The 16,262-nt window shown below is 53.2% G+C and carries 20 protein-coding genes and 1 pseudogene; 12 read left to right on the forward strand and 9 right to left on the reverse strand.

Translation table 11 applies throughout. From position 1 onward, the window contains the following. The first annotated feature begins 466 nt into the window (after nt 1-466). Nucleotides 467-667 carry a hypothetical protein gene (locus AAEZ10_RS13070; RefSeq protein ID WP_372241012.1) on the forward strand — a complete coding sequence of 67 codons (201 nt, stop codon included), beginning with the start codon at nt 467-469 and terminating at the stop codon, nt 665-667. Nucleotides 668-678: 11 nt separating this feature from the next. Here the strand turns inward: AAEZ10_RS13070 and AAEZ10_RS13075 are convergent, their stop codons facing one another. Next, nucleotides 679-924, reverse strand: a complete 246-nt coding sequence (locus AAEZ10_RS13075; protein WP_024013806.1) for a hypothetical protein — start codon at nt 922-924, stop codon at nt 679-681. A 188-nt stretch (nt 925-1,112) separates the two neighbouring features. Here AAEZ10_RS13075 and AAEZ10_RS13080 point away from each other — a divergent pair, with 188 nt between their 5' ends. Further along, on the forward strand, nt 1,113-1,685 hold the full coding sequence (locus tag AAEZ10_RS13080; RefSeq protein ID WP_209417955.1) for a DUF7673 family protein: 573 nt from the start codon (nt 1,113-1,115) through the stop codon (nt 1,683-1,685). Between the two features lie 112 nt (nt 1,686-1,797). Here AAEZ10_RS13080 and AAEZ10_RS13085 read toward each other — a convergent pair whose 3' ends face one another. Continuing rightward, entirely contained in the window at nt 1,798-2,808 is a 1,011-nt protein-coding gene (locus AAEZ10_RS13085) for a chemotaxis protein CheB (protein ID WP_350569508.1), read from the reverse strand. A gap of 422 nt (nt 2,809-3,230) precedes the next feature. Between AAEZ10_RS13085 and AAEZ10_RS13090 the strand changes: the two genes are divergently transcribed. The 3 genes from AAEZ10_RS13090 to AAEZ10_RS13100 all read left to right on the forward strand — a co-directional run bounded on the left by AAEZ10_RS13090 (nt 3,231) and on the right by AAEZ10_RS13100 (nt 4,876). Next, nucleotides 3,231-3,641, forward strand: coding sequence for a response regulator (locus tag AAEZ10_RS13090; RefSeq protein WP_024013809.1), 411 nt, complete (start codon nt 3,231-3,233; stop codon nt 3,639-3,641). A gap of 162 nt (nt 3,642-3,803) precedes the next feature. Then, nucleotides 3,804-4,031 (forward strand): DUF6555 family protein, encoded by a 228-nt coding sequence (locus tag AAEZ10_RS13095; protein ID WP_122746257.1) that lies wholly within the window; start codon nt 3,804-3,806, stop codon nt 4,029-4,031. A gap of 152 nt (nt 4,032-4,183) precedes the next feature. After that, nucleotides 4,184-4,876, forward strand: coding sequence for a DUF421 domain-containing protein (locus AAEZ10_RS13100; RefSeq protein ID WP_024013811.1), 693 nt, complete (start codon nt 4,184-4,186; stop codon nt 4,874-4,876). A gap of 102 nt (nt 4,877-4,978) precedes the next feature. Here AAEZ10_RS13100 and AAEZ10_RS13105 read toward each other — a convergent pair. Together AAEZ10_RS13105 and AAEZ10_RS13110 are read right to left on the reverse strand one after the other, a co-directional pair. Next, nucleotides 4,979-5,343 (reverse strand): annotated as a pseudogene (locus AAEZ10_RS13105) (histone-like nucleoid-structuring protein, MvaT/MvaU family). A gap of 68 nt (nt 5,344-5,411) precedes the next feature. Continuing rightward, the gene (locus AAEZ10_RS13110; protein ID WP_024013813.1) at nt 5,412-5,801 is read right to left on the reverse strand and encodes a low affinity iron permease family protein; all 390 of its coding nucleotides are present in this window, start codon (nt 5,799-5,801) and stop codon (nt 5,412-5,414) included. Between the two features lie 231 nt (nt 5,802-6,032). Between AAEZ10_RS13110 and AAEZ10_RS13115 the strand changes: the two genes are divergently transcribed. Beyond that, complete coding sequence (locus AAEZ10_RS13115) at nt 6,033-6,533, forward strand: YciE/YciF ferroxidase family protein (protein ID WP_039768421.1); 501 nt, start codon at nt 6,033-6,035, stop codon at nt 6,531-6,533. A 279-nt stretch (nt 6,534-6,812) separates the two neighbouring features. On the opposite strand, the gene AAEZ10_RS13120 is transcribed toward AAEZ10_RS13115, so the two are convergent. The 3 genes from AAEZ10_RS13120 to AAEZ10_RS13130 form a co-directional block, all read right to left on the reverse strand. After that, nucleotides 6,813-8,006: a PAS domain-containing sensor histidine kinase gene (locus AAEZ10_RS13120; protein WP_024013815.1), complete on the reverse strand. Its 1,194-nt coding sequence runs from the start codon at nt 8,004-8,006 to the stop codon at nt 6,813-6,815. Continuing rightward, nucleotides 7,996-8,814: an alpha/beta fold hydrolase gene (locus AAEZ10_RS13125; RefSeq protein ID WP_024013816.1), complete on the reverse strand. Its 819-nt coding sequence runs from the start codon at nt 8,812-8,814 to the stop codon at nt 7,996-7,998. Before AAEZ10_RS13125 ends, AAEZ10_RS13120 begins: the two co-directional genes overlap by 11 nt. Before the next feature lie 603 nt (nt 8,815-9,417). Then, complete coding sequence (locus AAEZ10_RS13130; RefSeq protein ID WP_122746253.1) at nt 9,418-10,128, reverse strand: SOS response-associated peptidase family protein; 711 nt, start codon at nt 10,126-10,128, stop codon at nt 9,418-9,420. 98 nt (nt 10,129-10,226) lie between these two features. Between AAEZ10_RS13130 and AAEZ10_RS13135 the strand changes: the two genes are divergently transcribed. Together AAEZ10_RS13135 and umuC are read left to right on the forward strand one after the other, a co-directional pair. Beyond that, nucleotides 10,227-10,658 carry a LexA family protein gene (locus tag AAEZ10_RS13135; protein WP_150635258.1) on the forward strand — a complete coding sequence of 144 codons (432 nt, stop codon included), beginning with the start codon at nt 10,227-10,229 and terminating at the stop codon, nt 10,656-10,658. Further along, on the forward strand, nt 10,645-11,925 hold the full coding sequence (umuC, locus tag AAEZ10_RS13140) for a translesion error-prone DNA polymerase V subunit UmuC (RefSeq protein ID WP_350569512.1): 1,281 nt from the start codon (nt 10,645-10,647) through the stop codon (nt 11,923-11,925). Before AAEZ10_RS13135 ends, umuC begins: the two co-directional genes overlap by 14 nt. A 138-nt stretch (nt 11,926-12,063) precedes the next feature. On the opposite strand, the gene AAEZ10_RS13145 is transcribed toward umuC, so the two are convergent. Then, nucleotides 12,064-12,579 carry a GrpB family protein gene (locus AAEZ10_RS13145; RefSeq protein WP_350569514.1) on the reverse strand — a complete coding sequence of 172 codons (516 nt, stop codon included), beginning with the start codon at nt 12,577-12,579 and terminating at the stop codon, nt 12,064-12,066. A gap of 206 nt (nt 12,580-12,785) precedes the next feature. Between AAEZ10_RS13145 and AAEZ10_RS13150 the strand changes: the two genes are divergently transcribed. Beyond that, entirely contained in the window at nt 12,786-13,253 is a 468-nt protein-coding gene (locus AAEZ10_RS13150) for a metallophosphoesterase family protein (RefSeq protein ID WP_350569516.1), read from the forward strand. A 401-nt stretch (nt 13,254-13,654) separates the two neighbouring features. Continuing rightward, nucleotides 13,655-14,680: a LysR family transcriptional regulator gene (locus tag AAEZ10_RS13155; protein WP_024013831.1), complete on the forward strand. Its 1,026-nt coding sequence runs from the start codon at nt 13,655-13,657 to the stop codon at nt 14,678-14,680. Here AAEZ10_RS13155 and AAEZ10_RS13160 read toward each other — a convergent pair. Further along, on the reverse strand, nt 14,658-15,119 hold the full coding sequence (locus AAEZ10_RS13160; protein ID WP_039759017.1) for a Rid family hydrolase: 462 nt from the start codon (nt 15,117-15,119) through the stop codon (nt 14,658-14,660). The genes AAEZ10_RS13155 and AAEZ10_RS13160 overlap by 23 nt on opposite strands. A gap of 85 nt (nt 15,120-15,204) precedes the next feature. On the opposite strand from AAEZ10_RS13160, the gene AAEZ10_RS13165 reads away from it, so the two are divergent. Then, the gene (locus tag AAEZ10_RS13165) at nt 15,205-15,726 is read left to right on the forward strand and encodes an AraC family transcriptional regulator (RefSeq protein WP_432431822.1); all 522 of its coding nucleotides are present in this window, start codon (nt 15,205-15,207) and stop codon (nt 15,724-15,726) included. A 206-nt stretch (nt 15,727-15,932) separates the two neighbouring features. Continuing rightward, the gene (locus AAEZ10_RS13170) at nt 15,933-16,094 is read left to right on the forward strand and encodes a type II toxin-antitoxin system CcdA family antitoxin (RefSeq protein ID WP_350569518.1); all 162 of its coding nucleotides are present in this window, start codon (nt 15,933-15,935) and stop codon (nt 16,092-16,094) included. Nucleotides 16,095-16,262 lie beyond the last annotated feature (168 nt).

A 16,262-nucleotide genomic window follows, 5' to 3' on the forward strand; every position in this document is an offset into this window, starting at 1 on the left:
TAGACGAGCAGTTATGAGGCGTTCGAACCACCGCCCGACCTCCTAACATCTCGATATTTATGCAGGCCCAACACATTCTGATAAAGGTTTCACACGCTGGGTAATCATGCAATTCAGGGCCACGATCTTAGGTAGAGGAACCCTCATCCGTGCCGGGCGCCTAACTGTTGAACTCCTCAGCTTGAGAAAGACAAAATGCATATGTCCGAGGCAACGCAAATCATGGAAGCGCTTTCGACCAATGAAGTAAACGTAAAGCTCGCTGAGGGGTGGTCACTAATATCTGTTGTTGTGACAACACATCCTAATGGTCAGCTCCATCCCTGCTACGTTCTCGGCAAATCGAACCCCATATCCGACGATGAGAAGCCTGACTGATCAGCCTGGCATCCAAGCAGCACTTCGGCTCACGATAATGTATTGAGAGGATAATTTGTCTTATTGGGATTGGATTCAGTGGCCAGCGATGGTCGTCACCGTCCTGGCCGCATGGCTCATCGGATCGCAGCGGCCCAGAAGACGAATGACCGGGTTTGTGTGCTTCAGCGTTAGCAACGTCTTGTGGGTCATCTGGGGCGCCTACGCAGGCGCTTATGCATTGATCGTATTGCAGGTTTGCCTTTTTCTGATGAATCTTCGCGGATTAAGAAAAAATTCGAAGAGCTAAGAAAGCTTGACTCAGGAATGACGGTGCCCGTCGAAGTTTTTTTTGAATCCTCGGGCATTCATGCCCAACAGCACGCATTCAAGAACAATCAGCGCATAGGCCTCGGCATGAAGTCCCCAAGCCACCCAAAGCGCATTGCTTAGGATGAACCCCCAAAAAGCGATCATCCGGCGGTAAGCTCGTTGCGAGCCGATGAACCAGGCTGAGATGACTGTGACAGCCATCGCTGGCCATTGAATCAAATCGATGTAATCCATGTGCGCTCCGCATTTTGAAAGTGCATCCTTGCACCAGCATGTTCTGCAATAATCTACCAGACCATCACTCAAGCCTGATGTTCTCTGAAGGTTGCTACACAAGGTTGTTCAGGCTCGCGCGTACCAATGCCAGGCGCTGAAATCGACCGTATAAAGACTTCATTGACGATCAACCCGAGGCGTTATTCATGTCCGGCGCACCCTGCTTCCGAGACCTACCTGAACCCTATTTCTCGCAATCACTTTCACATTTGAATGAAATTCAAAATGCGCCTAATCGGCATAGGCTGTTTGAGGCGTTGGACTTGGGCCTCAACTTCCTTCGTGAGCTCAGCGCCCGAGGGCTTATAAGCCCAGAGGATTCGGTTGATGCCGGACGGTTATGGGGTGACTCAGCGGACAAACGCCTGCGTGCTCTTCCAGAACTAGGCTCTGCAGCTCCAATCCACCCCTTCGCAAAAAGTGCGGATTCTAATCCGGCTATGGATATGGCCACCCGGTCGGCGTTGGAACATCTGCTGGCATTGGCTGAGCGGGACACCACGCAATCGAGCAAGGTGGCAAATTTTCTTTTGGCTTGGTGGAACGCGCCCGAGAACGGCGGTTTTGACTTCGCTGACCTTTATGGTCTGAACCAACAAACCGCCTCTTGCTGCGGGGTAGTATTTAGCTGGATCGCTCAAAACGGAGCAACTCCTGAAGCAATCGGATATGCCCCACGTTTCCGAGCATTGGCGTTGAAATGGCACGGGATCAAGTAGCATCGCTTCCGGCGCTTTGCAATCAAAGTGGTCAGCTCACCAGCGTACCCTCAACGCAGCCGCTGAAGTGTCTGAGCGATGCGAGAAGACGAACGCAATTCGGCTTCTTTTCTCAAGTCGGACGTAACGAGGTAAGCAATGCTCGAAGAGTAGCCTTATGACTTTCGAGTCCATCGCTTGCAAGTTCGTATTCTCGTAACGCGCCCTTGCGCCCGGCATCTTTGCTGCTCTGCATGAGCCGCCCCAGGAGCAACTGCTTTTCATGCAAGGCTCTAATGGCCACCCAGAGTGCCTCCTCAATCGTTTCATTCTGGGCTTGGAACAATGCGGCGGCGGTATAGGCATGACCGGTATGGCAGCGAAACCGTGGAGAGGATGCGGCTACTTCCCACAGAGCGCCTCCGCATTCCGGACAGGACATGCCTGCGACCTGGCCGATCTCATTTAGCGCGCAGGAACCACCTTTACTGAAATCCTCAGCCAGATCATTCTCCGTAGCGAATGGCTCGATACGGTTTGATGCAGAAGATGCTGTCGTCTCAGATGTACGTTGATTGATGATCTGTACTAGCCTCTTCGCCAACTCAGTAAGCGGCAGGCATCCGTCCACACTCACATGCCGGAGAGCATTCGTCGGCATTGAGGGTGCTTCGGCAGTCTCAGGATCTTGTACGAAGGCCAGTCCGCCATATGCCTTTATCGCCTGAAGCCCCACTACACCATCATCAAGCTCGCCGGTCATCAACACCCCTATGGCATTACTTCCATAGCTAATGGCAGCCGATCTAAACATCGGATCAATCGCAGGCCGCGAGTGGTTTTCCTTGGCGCTTCGAGTGATCTGAATAGCTCCTTTTTTGACAAGGAGATGCTTATCGGGAGGGGCTATGTATACACGACCCGTCACTACCTGCTCTTGGCTCAAAGCGAAGCCGACGGGCAATTGGCTCGACTGGGTTAGAAGGCTAGGGAGAGCACTAGGTTGGTCTCCGATGTGCATCGTGACGAAGACAGCCGCATTAAAATCAGACGGAAGCTCGGCAAGAAACTCACGCAGTGCAGCGAGTCCGCCGCTGGACGTTCCGATGACTATAACTGGGTGGTTGTGGTTTTCTTGCTGCATGGATCGATCCTGGTTGCTAGCTGTCGCACGCTCGAATTTGACTCATCTGCCTCAACTAATTCGCGATAAGTGCTTGCCGATCTTCCCCGGTGATGCCCTTACCCTGTTCCTAGTTTCGATAGATACCTCTGAAGGAAGGTTCGAAAAATTGAGCAATGTTTGATCTAGATCAAGGGATTGCTACGCAGCATTCATAGCCTCAAGCGCACAACTGGAGATGAATTCCATGCTAGCGCAGGAGATCAGAACGCGAGGCGCCACACGCTCTTCAATACGCTGCGAGGACATCTGTGGGGACTTGACCTGCGTCGAGCGTCCCGGGAGCTCCACGCGTTTTCACGGCACACGCGGCATTTTCGCTTACACTCATGCACCGTTCCGTTTGTTTGGTCGGTCGGGCTCTCTGTTTAGAGGAGGATTGTTTGAACGTAAATTGGGAAGGATTGCTGCCGATTCGCGGCGAGGTCATCGTCATTGAGGACGACCCAACTCTGCAGTCGCTCATGACCGATATCATGGATGAGATTGGTGCGAAGACTGTCCCGTTCGCGACAGCGGATGATGCGTTGACCTACCTGCTCGAAGCACATGGTGAATGCGTCCTTGTGATCGCCGATCACGGCGTCCCCGGCCAAGTCCAAGGCATCGAGTTCATACAGATGGTCAAAGGCAGATGGCCTCACATCGCTGCGATACTTACCTCGGGTTATCTGATCGAGAGCACCGAAGTGCCAGCTCAAACTATTTACCTGCACAAGCCTTGGTCGCTGGATGAGATGGTTGTGGCAGTGGCGGAGCTTCTGCAGCCCGGAAACCCCATAAGTAAACGCTAAGCCTGGCTTCGAAATCGTGAGGCCATGCCGGATTTGGTTGGTGCTCAGCGGATGAAGCTGGATCTCCACTGCCCTGAATCAATACAAGGGGTGAAGTCCCTGAATTTTTTGAATTTTTCCGCGATCGATGACTCCGTTAGATCAGAGCAGACGGAGTAAGTCATGGAAAACAACCTATTCGTCATCAATTACAAGCTTCACGGTGTGCCCAAGTCCTTCATCATCCGTAGCAAATCGATGCAAAACGCTGATGCCTGGCACTGGGCTAGTTGCGATGCGGGTGTAGCACCCATTCCCAGACCTGGTCGCCCGCCGCTGAAGATGGTGTCCAAACCTCAAGCCGAAAGATTTGGCATTACCGATGTCACCTGGCGAGCCAGCTCAACGTAGCAGTGCGTGGTATGGCGCGGGCTATTGATGAATCCGCTTCATGTCGTAACAGCCCGCAAAGTCCGATTATCCGCTGAATATTCCGACATCAGCTTTTGAAACCAACGCTGATTCGATCCGTCGTCCACTCTGAAAATACAATCGAGGTCACGATGTCGCCTTTCGATATCCAGCGGATGCTGATAGACGAATTTCCCTTAACGTTTTTGCTGGAGGTAGGTTTCAGGGCCACTTTCGCGTTCCTCGCAGTGTTTCTTTTTTTGAAATCCAGCGGTCGACGAGGGATCAGACAGCTTTCACTTTTTGAGCTGGTCGTGATTCTGACATTAGGCTCAGCGGCAGGAGACGTGTCTTTCTACCATGACGTTCCGCTATTGCCGGTTGCAGTGGTCTTTCTCACGCTCCTGCTTCTGTACCGGCTTACCGTTCTGGTGATGACGAAGAGCAAGAAGTTCGAAGCCTGGATGGATGGGCTTCCGGTAACGGTCATTCGTGACGGTCTCTACGAGCTCAAGTCTTTAGAAACGTTGAACATCTCATCTAACGAATTGCTGATGGAGTTACGACAGCAAGGGGTTGAACATCTCGGACAAGTAAGGCTTGGGCTCGTTGAGACCGACGGCGACGTCAGCCTTTATTTTTTCGAACAGAAAGATCTGCGCCCTGGGCTGTCCGTCCTGCCATTAGAGCATCGTGCCGAGTTTGAAACTGCGCCTGCATCGGGTTCGTATTGCTGCGTAAATTGCGGTTTCCCCCAGCACATGGTGGAGGCTCAACGAGCAGACTGCCCTCGGTGCAACCACAGCATTTGGTCAACTGCCCTCAACAGTCCACGCTGTCGGTGACGCGTCCCGCAATGTCGGTCGCCCTTACAGCACGCGCAACGCTGCGACTCCGCGCCCGACGTAAAAAAGAGCCCCGTAGGGCTCTCTTATCTCAACGCATAATTATTTGGTTAGCCATGACTCAACGGTTTCAGAACCGTGCTCCGCTTTCCAGTCTTTGAGGCCACGATGGTTACCGCCCTTGGTTTCGATTACTTCACCAGTGTGCGGATTTTTCTAGGTCTTGACTTGGCGGGGCTTGCGCCGCCCAAAGTTTGATTGGACAGCGGGTTCGCGACGACCAGCTCGTGGGTCAAGCACGTTGATTACGTCTTTCAGGCTGTAACCGTATTCGCAAGGAGATCACGCAGCTTAGTCTCAAACTCAATTTCTTTTTTAAGATCAGCGTCACCTTTTAGCGCTTCCAACGCCTTGAGTTGTTCTGCGAGATGTCTTTCTAATTGGCGGTATTCTGCGAGCTTGGACATGGACATTCTCTTTGGACGGTTGGTGAAGGTCTTTATGAAATAATATCTCAGATTTATAGATGGATAATCTAGCGATGATCATCACTGCGTGCAGAATCAACCTTAATCTGGCCCGATTCACCTAACGTGCGGTATTGCTCACGAAGTTTTCTGAGTTCACTCGATCCCATTTGCTCCAAACCGAGCGTGGCATTCTGCGCATCGTGAGTAGCTCGTATAAGCTCATCAATCTTCAGATGCAGGATGTCGTTGTCACGGTTCTGGGTGTTCTGAATCAGGAACACCATCAGGAAAGTAATGATTGTGGTCGATGTATTGATGATGAGCTGCCATGTATCGTTGTAGTGGAAGTATGGGCCGGTCGCCGCCCAGGCGATGATCAACAAAATTGCGCTCAAAAACGTCTTCGGGCTGCCAGCCCAATTGGATAGCGATTGGCAGAAAAGGGAAAATCTCATAACACACACTCTGGATGAACACAGTCTGTTGACCGCATAGAAGCCAGAAATACTTTATTACATTTTAACCGTCTGTCGGTTTCGAGTTTCCCGCACGGCCTTCCTTCAGCACTAACAAAATTTGAACGCCTGATTCCACCGACTGGTCATTTCTTCATGCAGCCCACATGCGTGGACATGCAAATGACGCGTCTCGACACCGAGACTTATACAGTGGAGAGGAGAAATAAGATGGCTAGAAAAACTGTTGAAGACCTGTTTATCCACGAACTTTCCGATATTTATAGCGCTGAGAAACAGATCACTCGCGCCCTCCCCCGCATGGCACGCGCGGCGACCAATCCTCTCTTGGCTGAAGCCTTCAATGCGCACCTGGAGGAAACCCAAGGACAGATTGAGCGGATTGACCAGCTCGTCGAATTGACTGGCTTAAAGCTCAAGCGCATGAAGTGCGTAGCGATGGAGGGACTGGTCGAAGAATCGAAAGAGCTTTTGGAGGAAATCGAGAAAGGTGCCGTTCTCGATGCGGGACTTATTGGCGCCGCGCAAAAGGTCGAGCACTACGAGATCGCCAGTTACGGCACGTTGATCGCTATGGCGAAGCACTTGAACTTGACTGATGCTGCCAAGCTCCTCAGCGCAACACTTGCCGAAGAGAAAGCTACGGACGACAAACTGTCGAAGATCGCCGAGCAAGGTGGTAATCAAGCGGCAACCATGGAATCAAAGTAACGCACGACCTGGTGACATGGGCGAAGTTGTGAAAACAACATCGCCCTTTTTTCTACAGCGTTCTTTAAGAGACTCTTCCCCCTCACCTTGGCTGTTCGCCGCCGCCAGCGGCCTCAGCGCGCCCCGTGGACGCATGCATAACATGTCAGCAGCACGGACGCGCTGGACGCCAACACCGACGTGCGACGAAACCTTTCGTGGCTCATAGGTAAGTGCTGGCAGTGCTAGCCGCGTTTCATTTGCGGTGATCAACATTCAGCTAATGCACAAGCATTCGCCCTATCCCTTCCCGTCAGAAAAAGACGATATCTCGGGAAAATTAATCGTAAACGTTGTGCCCTCGTCGGCAGTCGAGTGCACAGCGATATCGCCACCATGGGCCAAAGCGATTTCCCGGACTATGAAGAGGCCAAGCCCCACGCTACGGTTCTGACTATCCTGGTCTGAACCACGGGTCATCGGTTCGAAAAGCTTGGATCGAGCGGACTCAGGAATCGCCGCGCCGAAGTTGTGAACCGAAATGCTTGCACGGTTAATATCAAGGCTGGAGATGACAGTAATCGGTTTTTTCTGGTCGCCGTACGCCGCACTGTTGGCGACTAGGTTGCCGATGATCTGTTGTATACGGTCAGCGTCGAGTTCGACATTTCCCCGCCCAACCGTTTGATGCCGAAGATCGACATCTGGAAAGGCAACTCGTAGCTCTGCGACGCTTTTAGCCACTACCGAATGTAGGTCAATGGCTGAACGCGAGACGGATATACCTCGTCCGACTCTAGCTAAAGCAAAATCCAAAAGGTCAGTGATCATTCGATGCGCCCGATCCGTGGAATTGCTGATGTGGTTCAGCATGAGCTTTTCCTTCCCGTCAGGCATTTTCCGACCGAGAATCTCTGCCGCCATTTTGATTGCCGTCAATGGGTTCTTCAGGTCATGGCTGACGATCGCAACCATTTGCTCCGCGAATAACGCGCGACGCTGAGCTTTTTCATAAGCTTTGTTTAGCTTCGTCTGCGCCTGCGACAACGCTGCATCAGCGGCCACTTTATTCGCGAGAAGCTTTTCAGCGAGTTGCTTGGCTTTCAATAGCTCACGTTCGTAGTGATCCCGGTCGGTGGTACAGAACAACGCCAGTTGATAAACAACACCGGACTCATGCTGCTGACGAACGCCATTGAGTAGCATAGAAATTAAGGTCTTATCGCGGTGAACCACATCCAACTTTACCTCGGCCACCGAGCCCTGCATCTGTATCAGTGGCGCCCAATGTGTTTGGTGGAAAATTCGTCCGCCCATCGTAAGCAGATCTTGAAAGCGCCGGCGCTCCAGGTCGGTTTTCTCCCAACCGATCCAGGTACAGAAAGTTTTATTGGCGCTCAGGATGCTGCCGTCTTCCCGAGTAACGACCAAGCCGCAAGGCGCGTTGTCGAAAAGCGACTGCGAATCGGGAATTAGGGACGGTTCACCGGCCATCGCCGCCTTCCGTCCAGGGCGAAAGGAAGCTGTCCATCGCTTCAGAGCACGCACTGGGCACACTCATGTGCGGACAATGACCAACATTGGAAACTAGACAGAGGGTGCTATTGGGCAGGATCTGATGCAGGTACTCACCTACGGCGACTGGGGCGATGATGTCATCCGTGGATTGCAATATCAGCGTCGGAGTTTCTAAACCGACTACGTCATCCCGGTTATCCGACATGAACGTCACTCGGGCAAATTGCTTCGCGATCTCCGGATCAGTACGGCAAAAGCTGTTCGTCAGCTTCTCACCAAGAGCCGGTTGACCGGGAGCCCCCATGATGACGGGGGCCATGGTGCTAGACCAGCCGAGATAATTGCTATCGAGGGTATCGAGCAATGAGTGGATGTCCTCAAGCTTGAATCCGCCGACGTAATCCCCGGAGTCGACATAGCAAGGTGAAGGGCCAATCATCACGTGAGCAGCGATGCGGTCGCTGTGGGCCCTATCGGCCAATACGCCGATCATGGCACTGACGGAGTGACCGACCACTATGACTGGGCCACTGGCGAACTCATTGATGACTTCAGCCAGATCTTGCGCATAACCGTCTAACGAACCGTACTTTTCCGAATCATAAGCCGTGAGATCAGACTGTCCCGCGCCGACAAGATCATAAAGAACGACCCTAAATCGATTCGTAAAATGGTCGACGAGGTAACACCACATGGTTTGGTCGCAGCCGAACCCGTGGGAAAAAACGAGAGTTGCCGGGCCATCACCGAGCACGTTCACGTTGTTGCGATGTTGGACGGACATGCATGACGCTCCGGATGGCCCAAAAGAATTTCAGGCGCAGCACGCAGTGTAGCTAGCTAAGCATTGCAGGTCACGAATAGGATCGGTTCCACAAGAATCCCTCTTGAGACCCCGCGCTTTAGCCTTGTCATGAGTCGATATACACACGAAGGTTGATGCAAGCGAACCAGCTTTGCTTTTGGTTCACGCGTAGGGAGCATGTACGAGGCTACAGGTAGTCTTTTGCAGACCATCCTGGCATCGAGGTAGTGGGTGCAACCGCCCCGCTCCTAGCTCGGCACTGGTTGTCGATGTCCTCCATAAAAGCTCGCCATTGATATCTGTCGATCACCCCGATAATCAACAGCGCTTCGCAATAGCCGAGGAGATAAGCATGGCGTTTGTCAAAATCGCTTCGGCTTGAAGCCCTTCGCAAGCCAGCGAGACTTTGTCTGAAATGTGTGATCGCCGCGTCGGTAGTCATAGGCACGGGAGCGCCTCCTGTTCTTTGCAAGTCCAGCGCTGCACATAGGCGTTGCACTCTATAAATACCATTAACAGCTTTGAACTTTCGCGATACGTTCGTTCATTGGACAACTAACTTGCGATCATGTCACGGGCTAATCAGTCGTCGACGTCTGACGCTAGTGAAAGCGGCTGAATCAAATGTGAGCCCTGATTACGAACGTTCCCCACCTCCTTGCCAACCTTGTACCAATGAAAATCTGTAGCGGGCCTGCATTGCTCCATCGCTAGTTCACGAGCTCGCTCAGGTGAGGTATCCGGGTCAATCCATTCACGCGCATGCTCCGGCGATAAGACTAAGGGCTTGCGATCGTGGATATCGACCATGCCTTCATCACTCGCAGCAGTGATGATGACAAAGCCGTCGCGGTCATCCGGTTCTAGGCCTTCGTGCACCTCCGCCAAACCTGCGAAGAACATCGGAATTTGCTCTTTTAGAGTAATAAAATACGGCTGCTTTTTCTTCGGATCTTCTTCGTCCTTTACCCATTCGAACCAGCCGTTCGCCGGCGCGAGTACGCGTCCGTTTGGCCAGAGCTGATTGAAGAACTTGCCGGTGATGACGGTCTCGACTCTGGCGTTTATCGGGTCGGGACGCTTACCCTTCGCCCAGAACGGAGCCCATCCCCATTTGACCTTATCAATGCTCAGGCCCTCTTCCACCGGCCGGATGATTTCGACCCGCGTCGACGGCGCGACGTTGTATCGCTCAATGGGCCAAAGGTCATAGCCATTGATAACTAGCTGCTTTGGCGCAAGCTCCTTGAGGTAGTGATCCATCGATTCGTAGATCGAGTAGCGTCCGCACATGCTGTCACCCGTCGAATTGTCGTGCCTATGAGATTGACCGCAAGCGAACCAAATCGTTAACTGTATGCATGTACAGTTAACCTCCTAAGGCTTGCATCATGAGCATCACCCTCCTCGGCCCCCTCGCTACTGGCGGTACGCAGCTGCCCCTTTATTCATCCAAGGTACCGGCGGGCTTCCCTTCCCCTGCGGCTGACCACATCGAAAAGCACATTTCCCTGGATGAGCTGTTCGATATCAGGGCGCCGCACGTGTATCTGGTAAGGATTGATGGGGATAGCATGCAGGGCGCGGGCATCTATTCCGGGGATATGGTGATCGTCGATCGAAGCATCGAAGCGGTCAGTGGCGATATCGTTATCGCCGCGTTGAATTCGGAGCCCTTCTGCAAGCGCCTGCTTCTGCGCGAGAACGCCGTGTTGCTTGTGTCAGAGAACCCAAAATATCCGGCTAGACATGTCATGGAAGGCGATGAGCTTGTGATCTGGGGCGTTGTGAAATACAGCGTGCGCGATCATGACAATACGTGAGCCTGTCTTCGCCCTGATCGACTGCAACTCGTTTTACGCGAGCTGCGAGCGCGTCTTTAGACCCGACCTCGCCAAGACACCTATCGTGGTGCTGTCCAACAATGACGGCTGTGTGATCGCGCGTAGCTACGACGCCAAGCCGTTCGTAAAAATGGGGCAGCCGTACTTCCAGATCAAAGACCATCTACGCCGGCATGGAATCGTGGCCTTCAGCAGTAACTACGCTCTGTACGGCGACATGAGCGAGCGCGTCATGACTATCATCGAATCGATGGTACCGGCGCTCGAGGTCTATAGCATCGACGAAGCGTTTGCTGATCTGACTGGCATGCCTGGAGATCTGTCCGCGCTTGGCAGGCACATGCGCTCCACCCTTCTCAAGCGCACAGGTATTCCAGTTGGGGTGGGGATTGCACGCACGAAGACGCTTGCCAAACTCGCCAACCACACAGCCAAACGGCTGCTGGATATCACGGGAGGCGTGGTGGATCTGTGCGATCCGTTCAAACGAGACTGGACGTTGCGCAACACCGATGTCGGCGAAGTCTGGGGCATTGGCAAGCGCATGAAGGCTCATCTGGAAACAATGAGCATCAAGACCGCCATGGACTTGGCGAAAGCCGATCCATGGATGCTTCGCCAGAAATTCAGCGTGGTGATCGAGAAGACTGCTCGTGAGCTGGCCGGTACGCCATGTTTGGAACTGGGGGAAGCTGACCCACCGAAGCAGGAAATTTGCTGCAGCAGGATGTTCGGCACGCGGCTCACGCAGATTGAGCCGATCAAGGAAGCGGTCGCTACCTACACCCAACGCGCGGCGGAAAAGCTCCGAAGGCAAAACTCACTCTGCAAGAAAATCCGAGTCAGCATTCGCACCGGTATGTTCAACCCTGACGAAGCGAAATATGCGAATGGCGCCTTGGTGGAGTTGCCGTACCCGACCAATGACGTGCGGCTGATGACGAAGGCTGCGACCGAAGCGGTCAATCGTCTCTTCCGTCCCGGCTACAAATACAGCAAGGCAGAAGTGCTGCTGATGGATTTGCGACAACCCGGCGAATTCACTGATGACCTTTTCGCGCAATCCCAGCCGGCGATGGCAGACAAGGTGATGGGGGTGCTGGATGAGATTAATGGCCGCTGGGGACAGGGAGTGCTGCGTTTAGCCAGCGTGCCTGCAGCGCCTGGCTGGGCAATGCGTCGGGAGCTGATGAGTCAAAGTTACACGACGAAGTTAAATCAGCTGTGGACGGTGAGAGCAAAGTAGCGACCACGAAATGGCATCTACCGCCGCAGAAACGAGCAGCCTTGAACGGCTGCTTAGGGTCATTTTCAGTCAGTCACGACAGGCAGAAATCGGCCAAAAGCGGACACTTGATTCCGGGGTCGCTCAGCGACCCATCGGTCATTCAGGAATGGATATACCGGCATGAAGTAGCGCCGCGATAATAAACGGAGACTTTTTCTCCAGATACTCAGCCATCCCACCAGTATTGCTCGACTCCAACTGAAACTTCAGCGCTTCATACTGCTGGCGGATCGAGGCATCGCGCGTAAGCAAATCTCTGAACCCAAGCATCTGGGTGATCGTAAGGTGGCCACGGGTACAAGCGTGAAGCTTGTGCGTGCGAATCCCATCCACATTACGCCGATAGAAATGATGCCCTTCCGATAGATCACTTCCTCGTACATATCCCAAACCCATCAACACCTCGTCCCGCGCCGCCGCATTGCGATGATCGTGAACCTCGATGAGCACATCGATTTCGGGCTTCGCCGCGATCCCTGGAACAGAGGTGCTTCCAACGTGGTGTATTGCAATCAGTTCATCGCCAAAGGCCGAAGCGATGAGTGGTTTGTCTGCCAGAAAGCGGGCGGGCCAAGTGGGATTGTAGGGAGTGATCTTGCTGGTCAATGCCATGTCCGTTCCTTGGCGACTAATATCTAAAGCACCGAATTTTCAGTCAAAACATCTGCATCCGCCAGTGACTGATAACGAAACCTCGGCATTAGGCGATTTAGCAGATCGAATTAGAATCTGGTCGAGGTTGGGTAGTTGTCTTGTCCCGCGTCCGCTGCTGGCCGAAAGCAGTCACTCCTACCCGAATCGTCCACGGAGAATTGGCCATGAAAACCGCCGTAATATCCGACACTCACAATCTCCTCCGCTCCGAAGCAATCGGCGCGCTCCAAGGCTGTGACCTGATCATCCACGCCGGCGACATCGGCAACCCGGACATCCTCGTCCAATTGTCCAAAATTGCCCCCGTCCACGCCGTGCGCGGCAACAATGATCTCAGCAGCCCATGGGCCAAAGACCTTCCCGACCTTCTGACCTGCACGCTCAACGGCTGGCACACCATCCTAATCCACGACATCGCCGACGTCCCCGCCGATCTAGATCCAGACATAAAGCTCATCATCACCGGCCATTCCCACAAACCGCGCATCGAATGGCGCGGCGATCGTCTATACGTGAACCCTGGTAGCGCCGGCCCTAGGCGTTTCAAATTGCCGGTCACGCTGGCAATTCTCGACATCCAACCCGACAGCATCGAGCCGCGCCTGATTTCCCTGCTGGATCCCCCCACGTGAAATCGCTACGGTTACCGCCATCCAGAGCAGGGAATCCACGCGTAATCTGCAGCGCCAACAGTCGCCGCAGCGTTTTGTAGGAGCAGCCAGCCTCTGAAAACTGCTGAATAACGCCCTTGGCCCCAAGCTGCCCTCGTAGGTTAAGTCAGACACCAATCGCCTGTGGCCGAACATCGTTCCTTCGCGCAGCGCCTCTCGCGTCTCTAAGTGTTAGCAATCAATGAAAGCTACACGCGAAGGTGTCAGGGGGACTATGGTAAAACCCAAGGACTAGCCCATCAGCTGACATCAACATTTTTAACCGAGGCACCCTCACTGGTTGCTTGGGCAAGTTCCACCTGTGCACGTGATTTCTTGGTTCGTCTTCAGCCATTTCGTATGATGAGCAACCTAAGTTTGGGATGCTTGGCGTGAAACCATCATCAAAAAAAGCTTCAACCACTCCGCCCGTACCTACCGGCGTCACCCAGAATTTAAGCGATGCTGTTAGTCAGCTTTCTTGGGACGATTTGCGAATCATCAAGACGCTAAGCGAATGCGGTAATAGAGCCGCGACAGCGAAAAGGTTGGGTATCAACGTATCCACCGTATCGCGTCGTGTGGCTCAAGTGGAAAAGACGCTTGGGGTCGCCCTATTTGACCACCGTCGCTCGGGGTATATGCTGACGCCCGAGGGGATTGAGTTAAGGGCCCTCGCCGAACGCGTCGAGCTTGATATCGTGAGCGTCACGCGTAGAGTTTCTCGGGTGGGTCAAGGGCTACTTGGAAAGCTTAGGATCACTACGAGTGACTCCCTGCTGCTGTATTTTCTCACGCCGATCATCGCCGACTTCAAGGCGCTTAATGAAGGAATTGCAATCGAGGTTCTGGTTGGCAACGAGACGTTAAGTCTCGCTCGCGATGAATCTGACGTGGCGGTGAGAGCGACGAAAAAACCTGCTGAAAGTCTCGTCGGGCGCAAGCTCGCTTCGATTGCATGGGCGCCTTATGGCAGCATAAAACAAGCGACTAACTCCCCATTCGCAGATGGCCAACAGTGGGTGTCCTATTCCGCAGGATTATGTGGACTGAAGGCCAAAAGCTACGTCGAAGACAGAGTCGGCGCTGACTGTATTTCTTATCGTACCGACTCAGTCGCGGCCGCGAGCGTCGCCATTGCGGCAGGACTTGGTTATGGATTTCTCCCGTGCATGCTGGGAGACATTACACCTGGGTTAACACGCGTAGGGCCAGTTGTGCGCGAACTACAGGACGAGCTCTGGCTGCTTACGCATCAGGACATTCGAAAGTCATGGAGAGTCAAAGCATTCATGACTTTTTGTGCAGCAGCCGTAGCGCATCAAAAGCCTTTGATCGAAGGGCAGCTGGATCTCCCGGTTGCGCAGGGCGAACCGGGAGCGTCTCTTAGTCGGCGCGAGATCCGATGACCGCCTTGCAGACAATTTCAATCAGCTGTGAACGTTGAGCCAACCTGGATACACCGATGATATTGCTCGCGCACTGGGGGCGCTCAGTGCGATATGCGGCTTTGCGCACATCACCTACGACGGCGAATGCCGCGTCCATATCCAATACGTACAGCGTTTCTTCGACGACATCATCAAGGGTTGCTCCATAGAGCGCGAGCAGCTTGGCGATGTTGTCGTAGGAGGCACGCATTTGCTCTCCTATCGACGAAAAATCGCTGGGTTTACCCTCGCTATTCAGGGGCGCGGGAGCAACGAGATTACCCTCCTCATCGTGGTTGAACTGACCCGAGATATAGATCTCGTTTCCGACTTTTCTGGCCTGAGGATAGCCGTAGCCCTCCTCCCATGAAACTCCCCAGTAAGCGGTGTTTTTGCCGTGCGGTTGTGAGGCAGCCATTGCTTTCTCCTTGCAGATGACGAATCGAATGATGTCGATTCGAGTTGTCGGGAGGCAAAGGCTAGCACCGGAAACGCTATTGAAAATGCGCATTTTTGCGCCTCCCGCCGCGCAAAATTGCGCCCCCATCACGACACGCATTCCGTTAAATTTTTTCCATCGACTGACCGCTGGATTGAGCTTATCAACCGGCTACTGGGAAAAAGGAATCAGGATGAAAAACGAAACATGCGCGTCCTCACTTAAGGATTTGGCTAAACAAACCGGACGCTTGAAGCCTTGGCAGATCCAGCGCGCCAAGCAGTTGATGCTCGATAACTTGGATGCAGACATCTCCGTGGCAGCTATCGCACAAGCGTGTGCGCTATCGCGCAGCCATTTCACCCGTCAGTTTAAAAACAGCACTCTCGTCTCACCCAAAGAATGGATGCGAGAGCAGCGGATTTTACGGGGCAAGCAGCTGCTTAAGACGTCGAGATTGTTGCTTGCGGACATTGCACTGGAGTGTGGCTTCTCTGACCAGTCTCACTTCTGTCGAACATTCGTGCGAACCGAAGGTGTGACCCCGAGGGCTTGGAAACAGAACAATCAATCGCCTGCGCTGTGATTTGATGAGCTGCATAACGGGGCGAGCGCACACGTGAGCTCGTCGGTAAGCTGCGTAAGCGACTAGGTTTTTCAGGATGCGTTGTCTTGTTTGAATGTAAAGTCAGCGCTAAGATTTTAGATGAGCACACCAGTGCCAGGACTAGGAAAATGGGGAGTTTGTTTAAGGGTTACTCTTATGATCGCGGCCGAACGGGAGACGACACCATGCGCACTCAAGAACAAATCCTCTTGGAACAGGCTTTGGCCGAGGCCCTAAAGAAGCAACAGGCCGAGCAATGGCTGGCAGAGAACAGCGAAGCCGTAAATGCCTACAACAGAGAAGTGGAAGCCCACGGCGTGTTCAGCGATCAAGTACGGAGTTTCTGATACCTAAGCGAGTTTTGCAACTCCCTAGAAACGACAGTGAACAAGACTTAGTAGGGCCAGAGCAGCGAGGTTGTAAATTAAGGCGCACTCACCCAAGCCCGGGAAAAGTTGATCTAAATCGAGCGTAAGCGCCTTCATATACAATTACACACCCAATCACACCCATTA

The sequence above is a fragment of the Pseudomonas sp. H26/SER47-MNA-CIBAN-0231 genome, from assembly GCF_040310465.1.
Taxonomy (GTDB): Bacteria; Pseudomonadota; Gammaproteobacteria; order Pseudomonadales; family Pseudomonadaceae; genus Aquipseudomonas; species Aquipseudomonas atacamensis.

Bases quoted from the DNA above. Each gene is read 5' to 3' on its own strand.
- AAEZ10_RS13070 (WP_372241012.1), top strand. From the start codon at position 467: ATGGTCGTCACCGTCCTGGCCGCATGGCTCATCGGATCGCAGCGGCCC.
- AAEZ10_RS13075 (WP_024013806.1), bottom strand. From the start codon at position 924: ATGGATTACATCGATTTGATTCAATGGCCAGCGATGGCTGTCACAGTC.
- AAEZ10_RS13080 (WP_209417955.1), top strand. From the start codon at position 1,113: ATGTCCGGCGCACCCTGCTTCCGAGACCTACCTGAACCCTATTTCTCG.
- AAEZ10_RS13085 (WP_350569508.1), bottom strand. From the start codon at position 2,808: ATGCAGCAAGAAAACCACAACCACCCAGTTATAGTCATCGGAACGTCC.
- AAEZ10_RS13095 (WP_122746257.1), top strand. From the start codon at position 3,804: ATGGAAAACAACCTATTCGTCATCAATTACAAGCTTCACGGTGTGCCC.
- AAEZ10_RS13100 (WP_024013811.1), top strand. From the start codon at position 4,184: ATGTCGCCTTTCGATATCCAGCGGATGCTGATAGACGAATTTCCCTTA.
- AAEZ10_RS13110 (WP_024013813.1), bottom strand. From the start codon at position 5,801: ATGAGATTTTCCCTTTTCTGCCAATCGCTATCCAATTGGGCTGGCAGC.
- AAEZ10_RS13115 (WP_039768421.1), top strand. From the start codon at position 6,033: ATGGCTAGAAAAACTGTTGAAGACCTGTTTATCCACGAACTTTCCGAT.
- AAEZ10_RS13120 (WP_024013815.1), bottom strand. From the start codon at position 8,006: ATGGCCGGTGAACCGTCCCTAATTCCCGATTCGCAGTCGCTTTTCGAC.
- AAEZ10_RS13125 (WP_024013816.1), bottom strand. From the start codon at position 8,814: ATGTCCGTCCAACATCGCAACAACGTGAACGTGCTCGGTGATGGCCCG.
- AAEZ10_RS13130 (WP_122746253.1), bottom strand. From the start codon at position 10,128: ATGTGCGGACGCTACTCGATCTACGAATCGATGGATCACTACCTCAAG.
- AAEZ10_RS13135 (WP_150635258.1), top strand. From the start codon at position 10,227: ATGAGCATCACCCTCCTCGGCCCCCTCGCTACTGGCGGTACGCAGCTG.
- umuC (WP_350569512.1), top strand. From the start codon at position 10,645: ATGACAATACGTGAGCCTGTCTTCGCCCTGATCGACTGCAACTCGTTT.
- AAEZ10_RS13145 (WP_350569514.1), bottom strand. From the start codon at position 12,579: ATGGCATTGACCAGCAAGATCACTCCCTACAATCCCACTTGGCCCGCC.
- AAEZ10_RS13150 (WP_350569516.1), top strand. From the start codon at position 12,786: ATGAAAACCGCCGTAATATCCGACACTCACAATCTCCTCCGCTCCGAA.
- AAEZ10_RS13155 (WP_024013831.1), top strand. From the start codon at position 13,655: ATGCTTGGCGTGAAACCATCATCAAAAAAAGCTTCAACCACTCCGCCC.
- AAEZ10_RS13160 (WP_039759017.1), bottom strand. From the start codon at position 15,119: ATGGCTGCCTCACAACCGCACGGCAAAAACACCGCTTACTGGGGAGTT.
- AAEZ10_RS13165 (WP_432431822.1), top strand. From the start codon at position 15,205: ATGCGCATTTTTGCGCCTCCCGCCGCGCAAAATTGCGCCCCCATCACG.
- AAEZ10_RS13170 (WP_350569518.1), top strand. From the start codon at position 15,933: ATGCGCACTCAAGAACAAATCCTCTTGGAACAGGCTTTGGCCGAGGCC.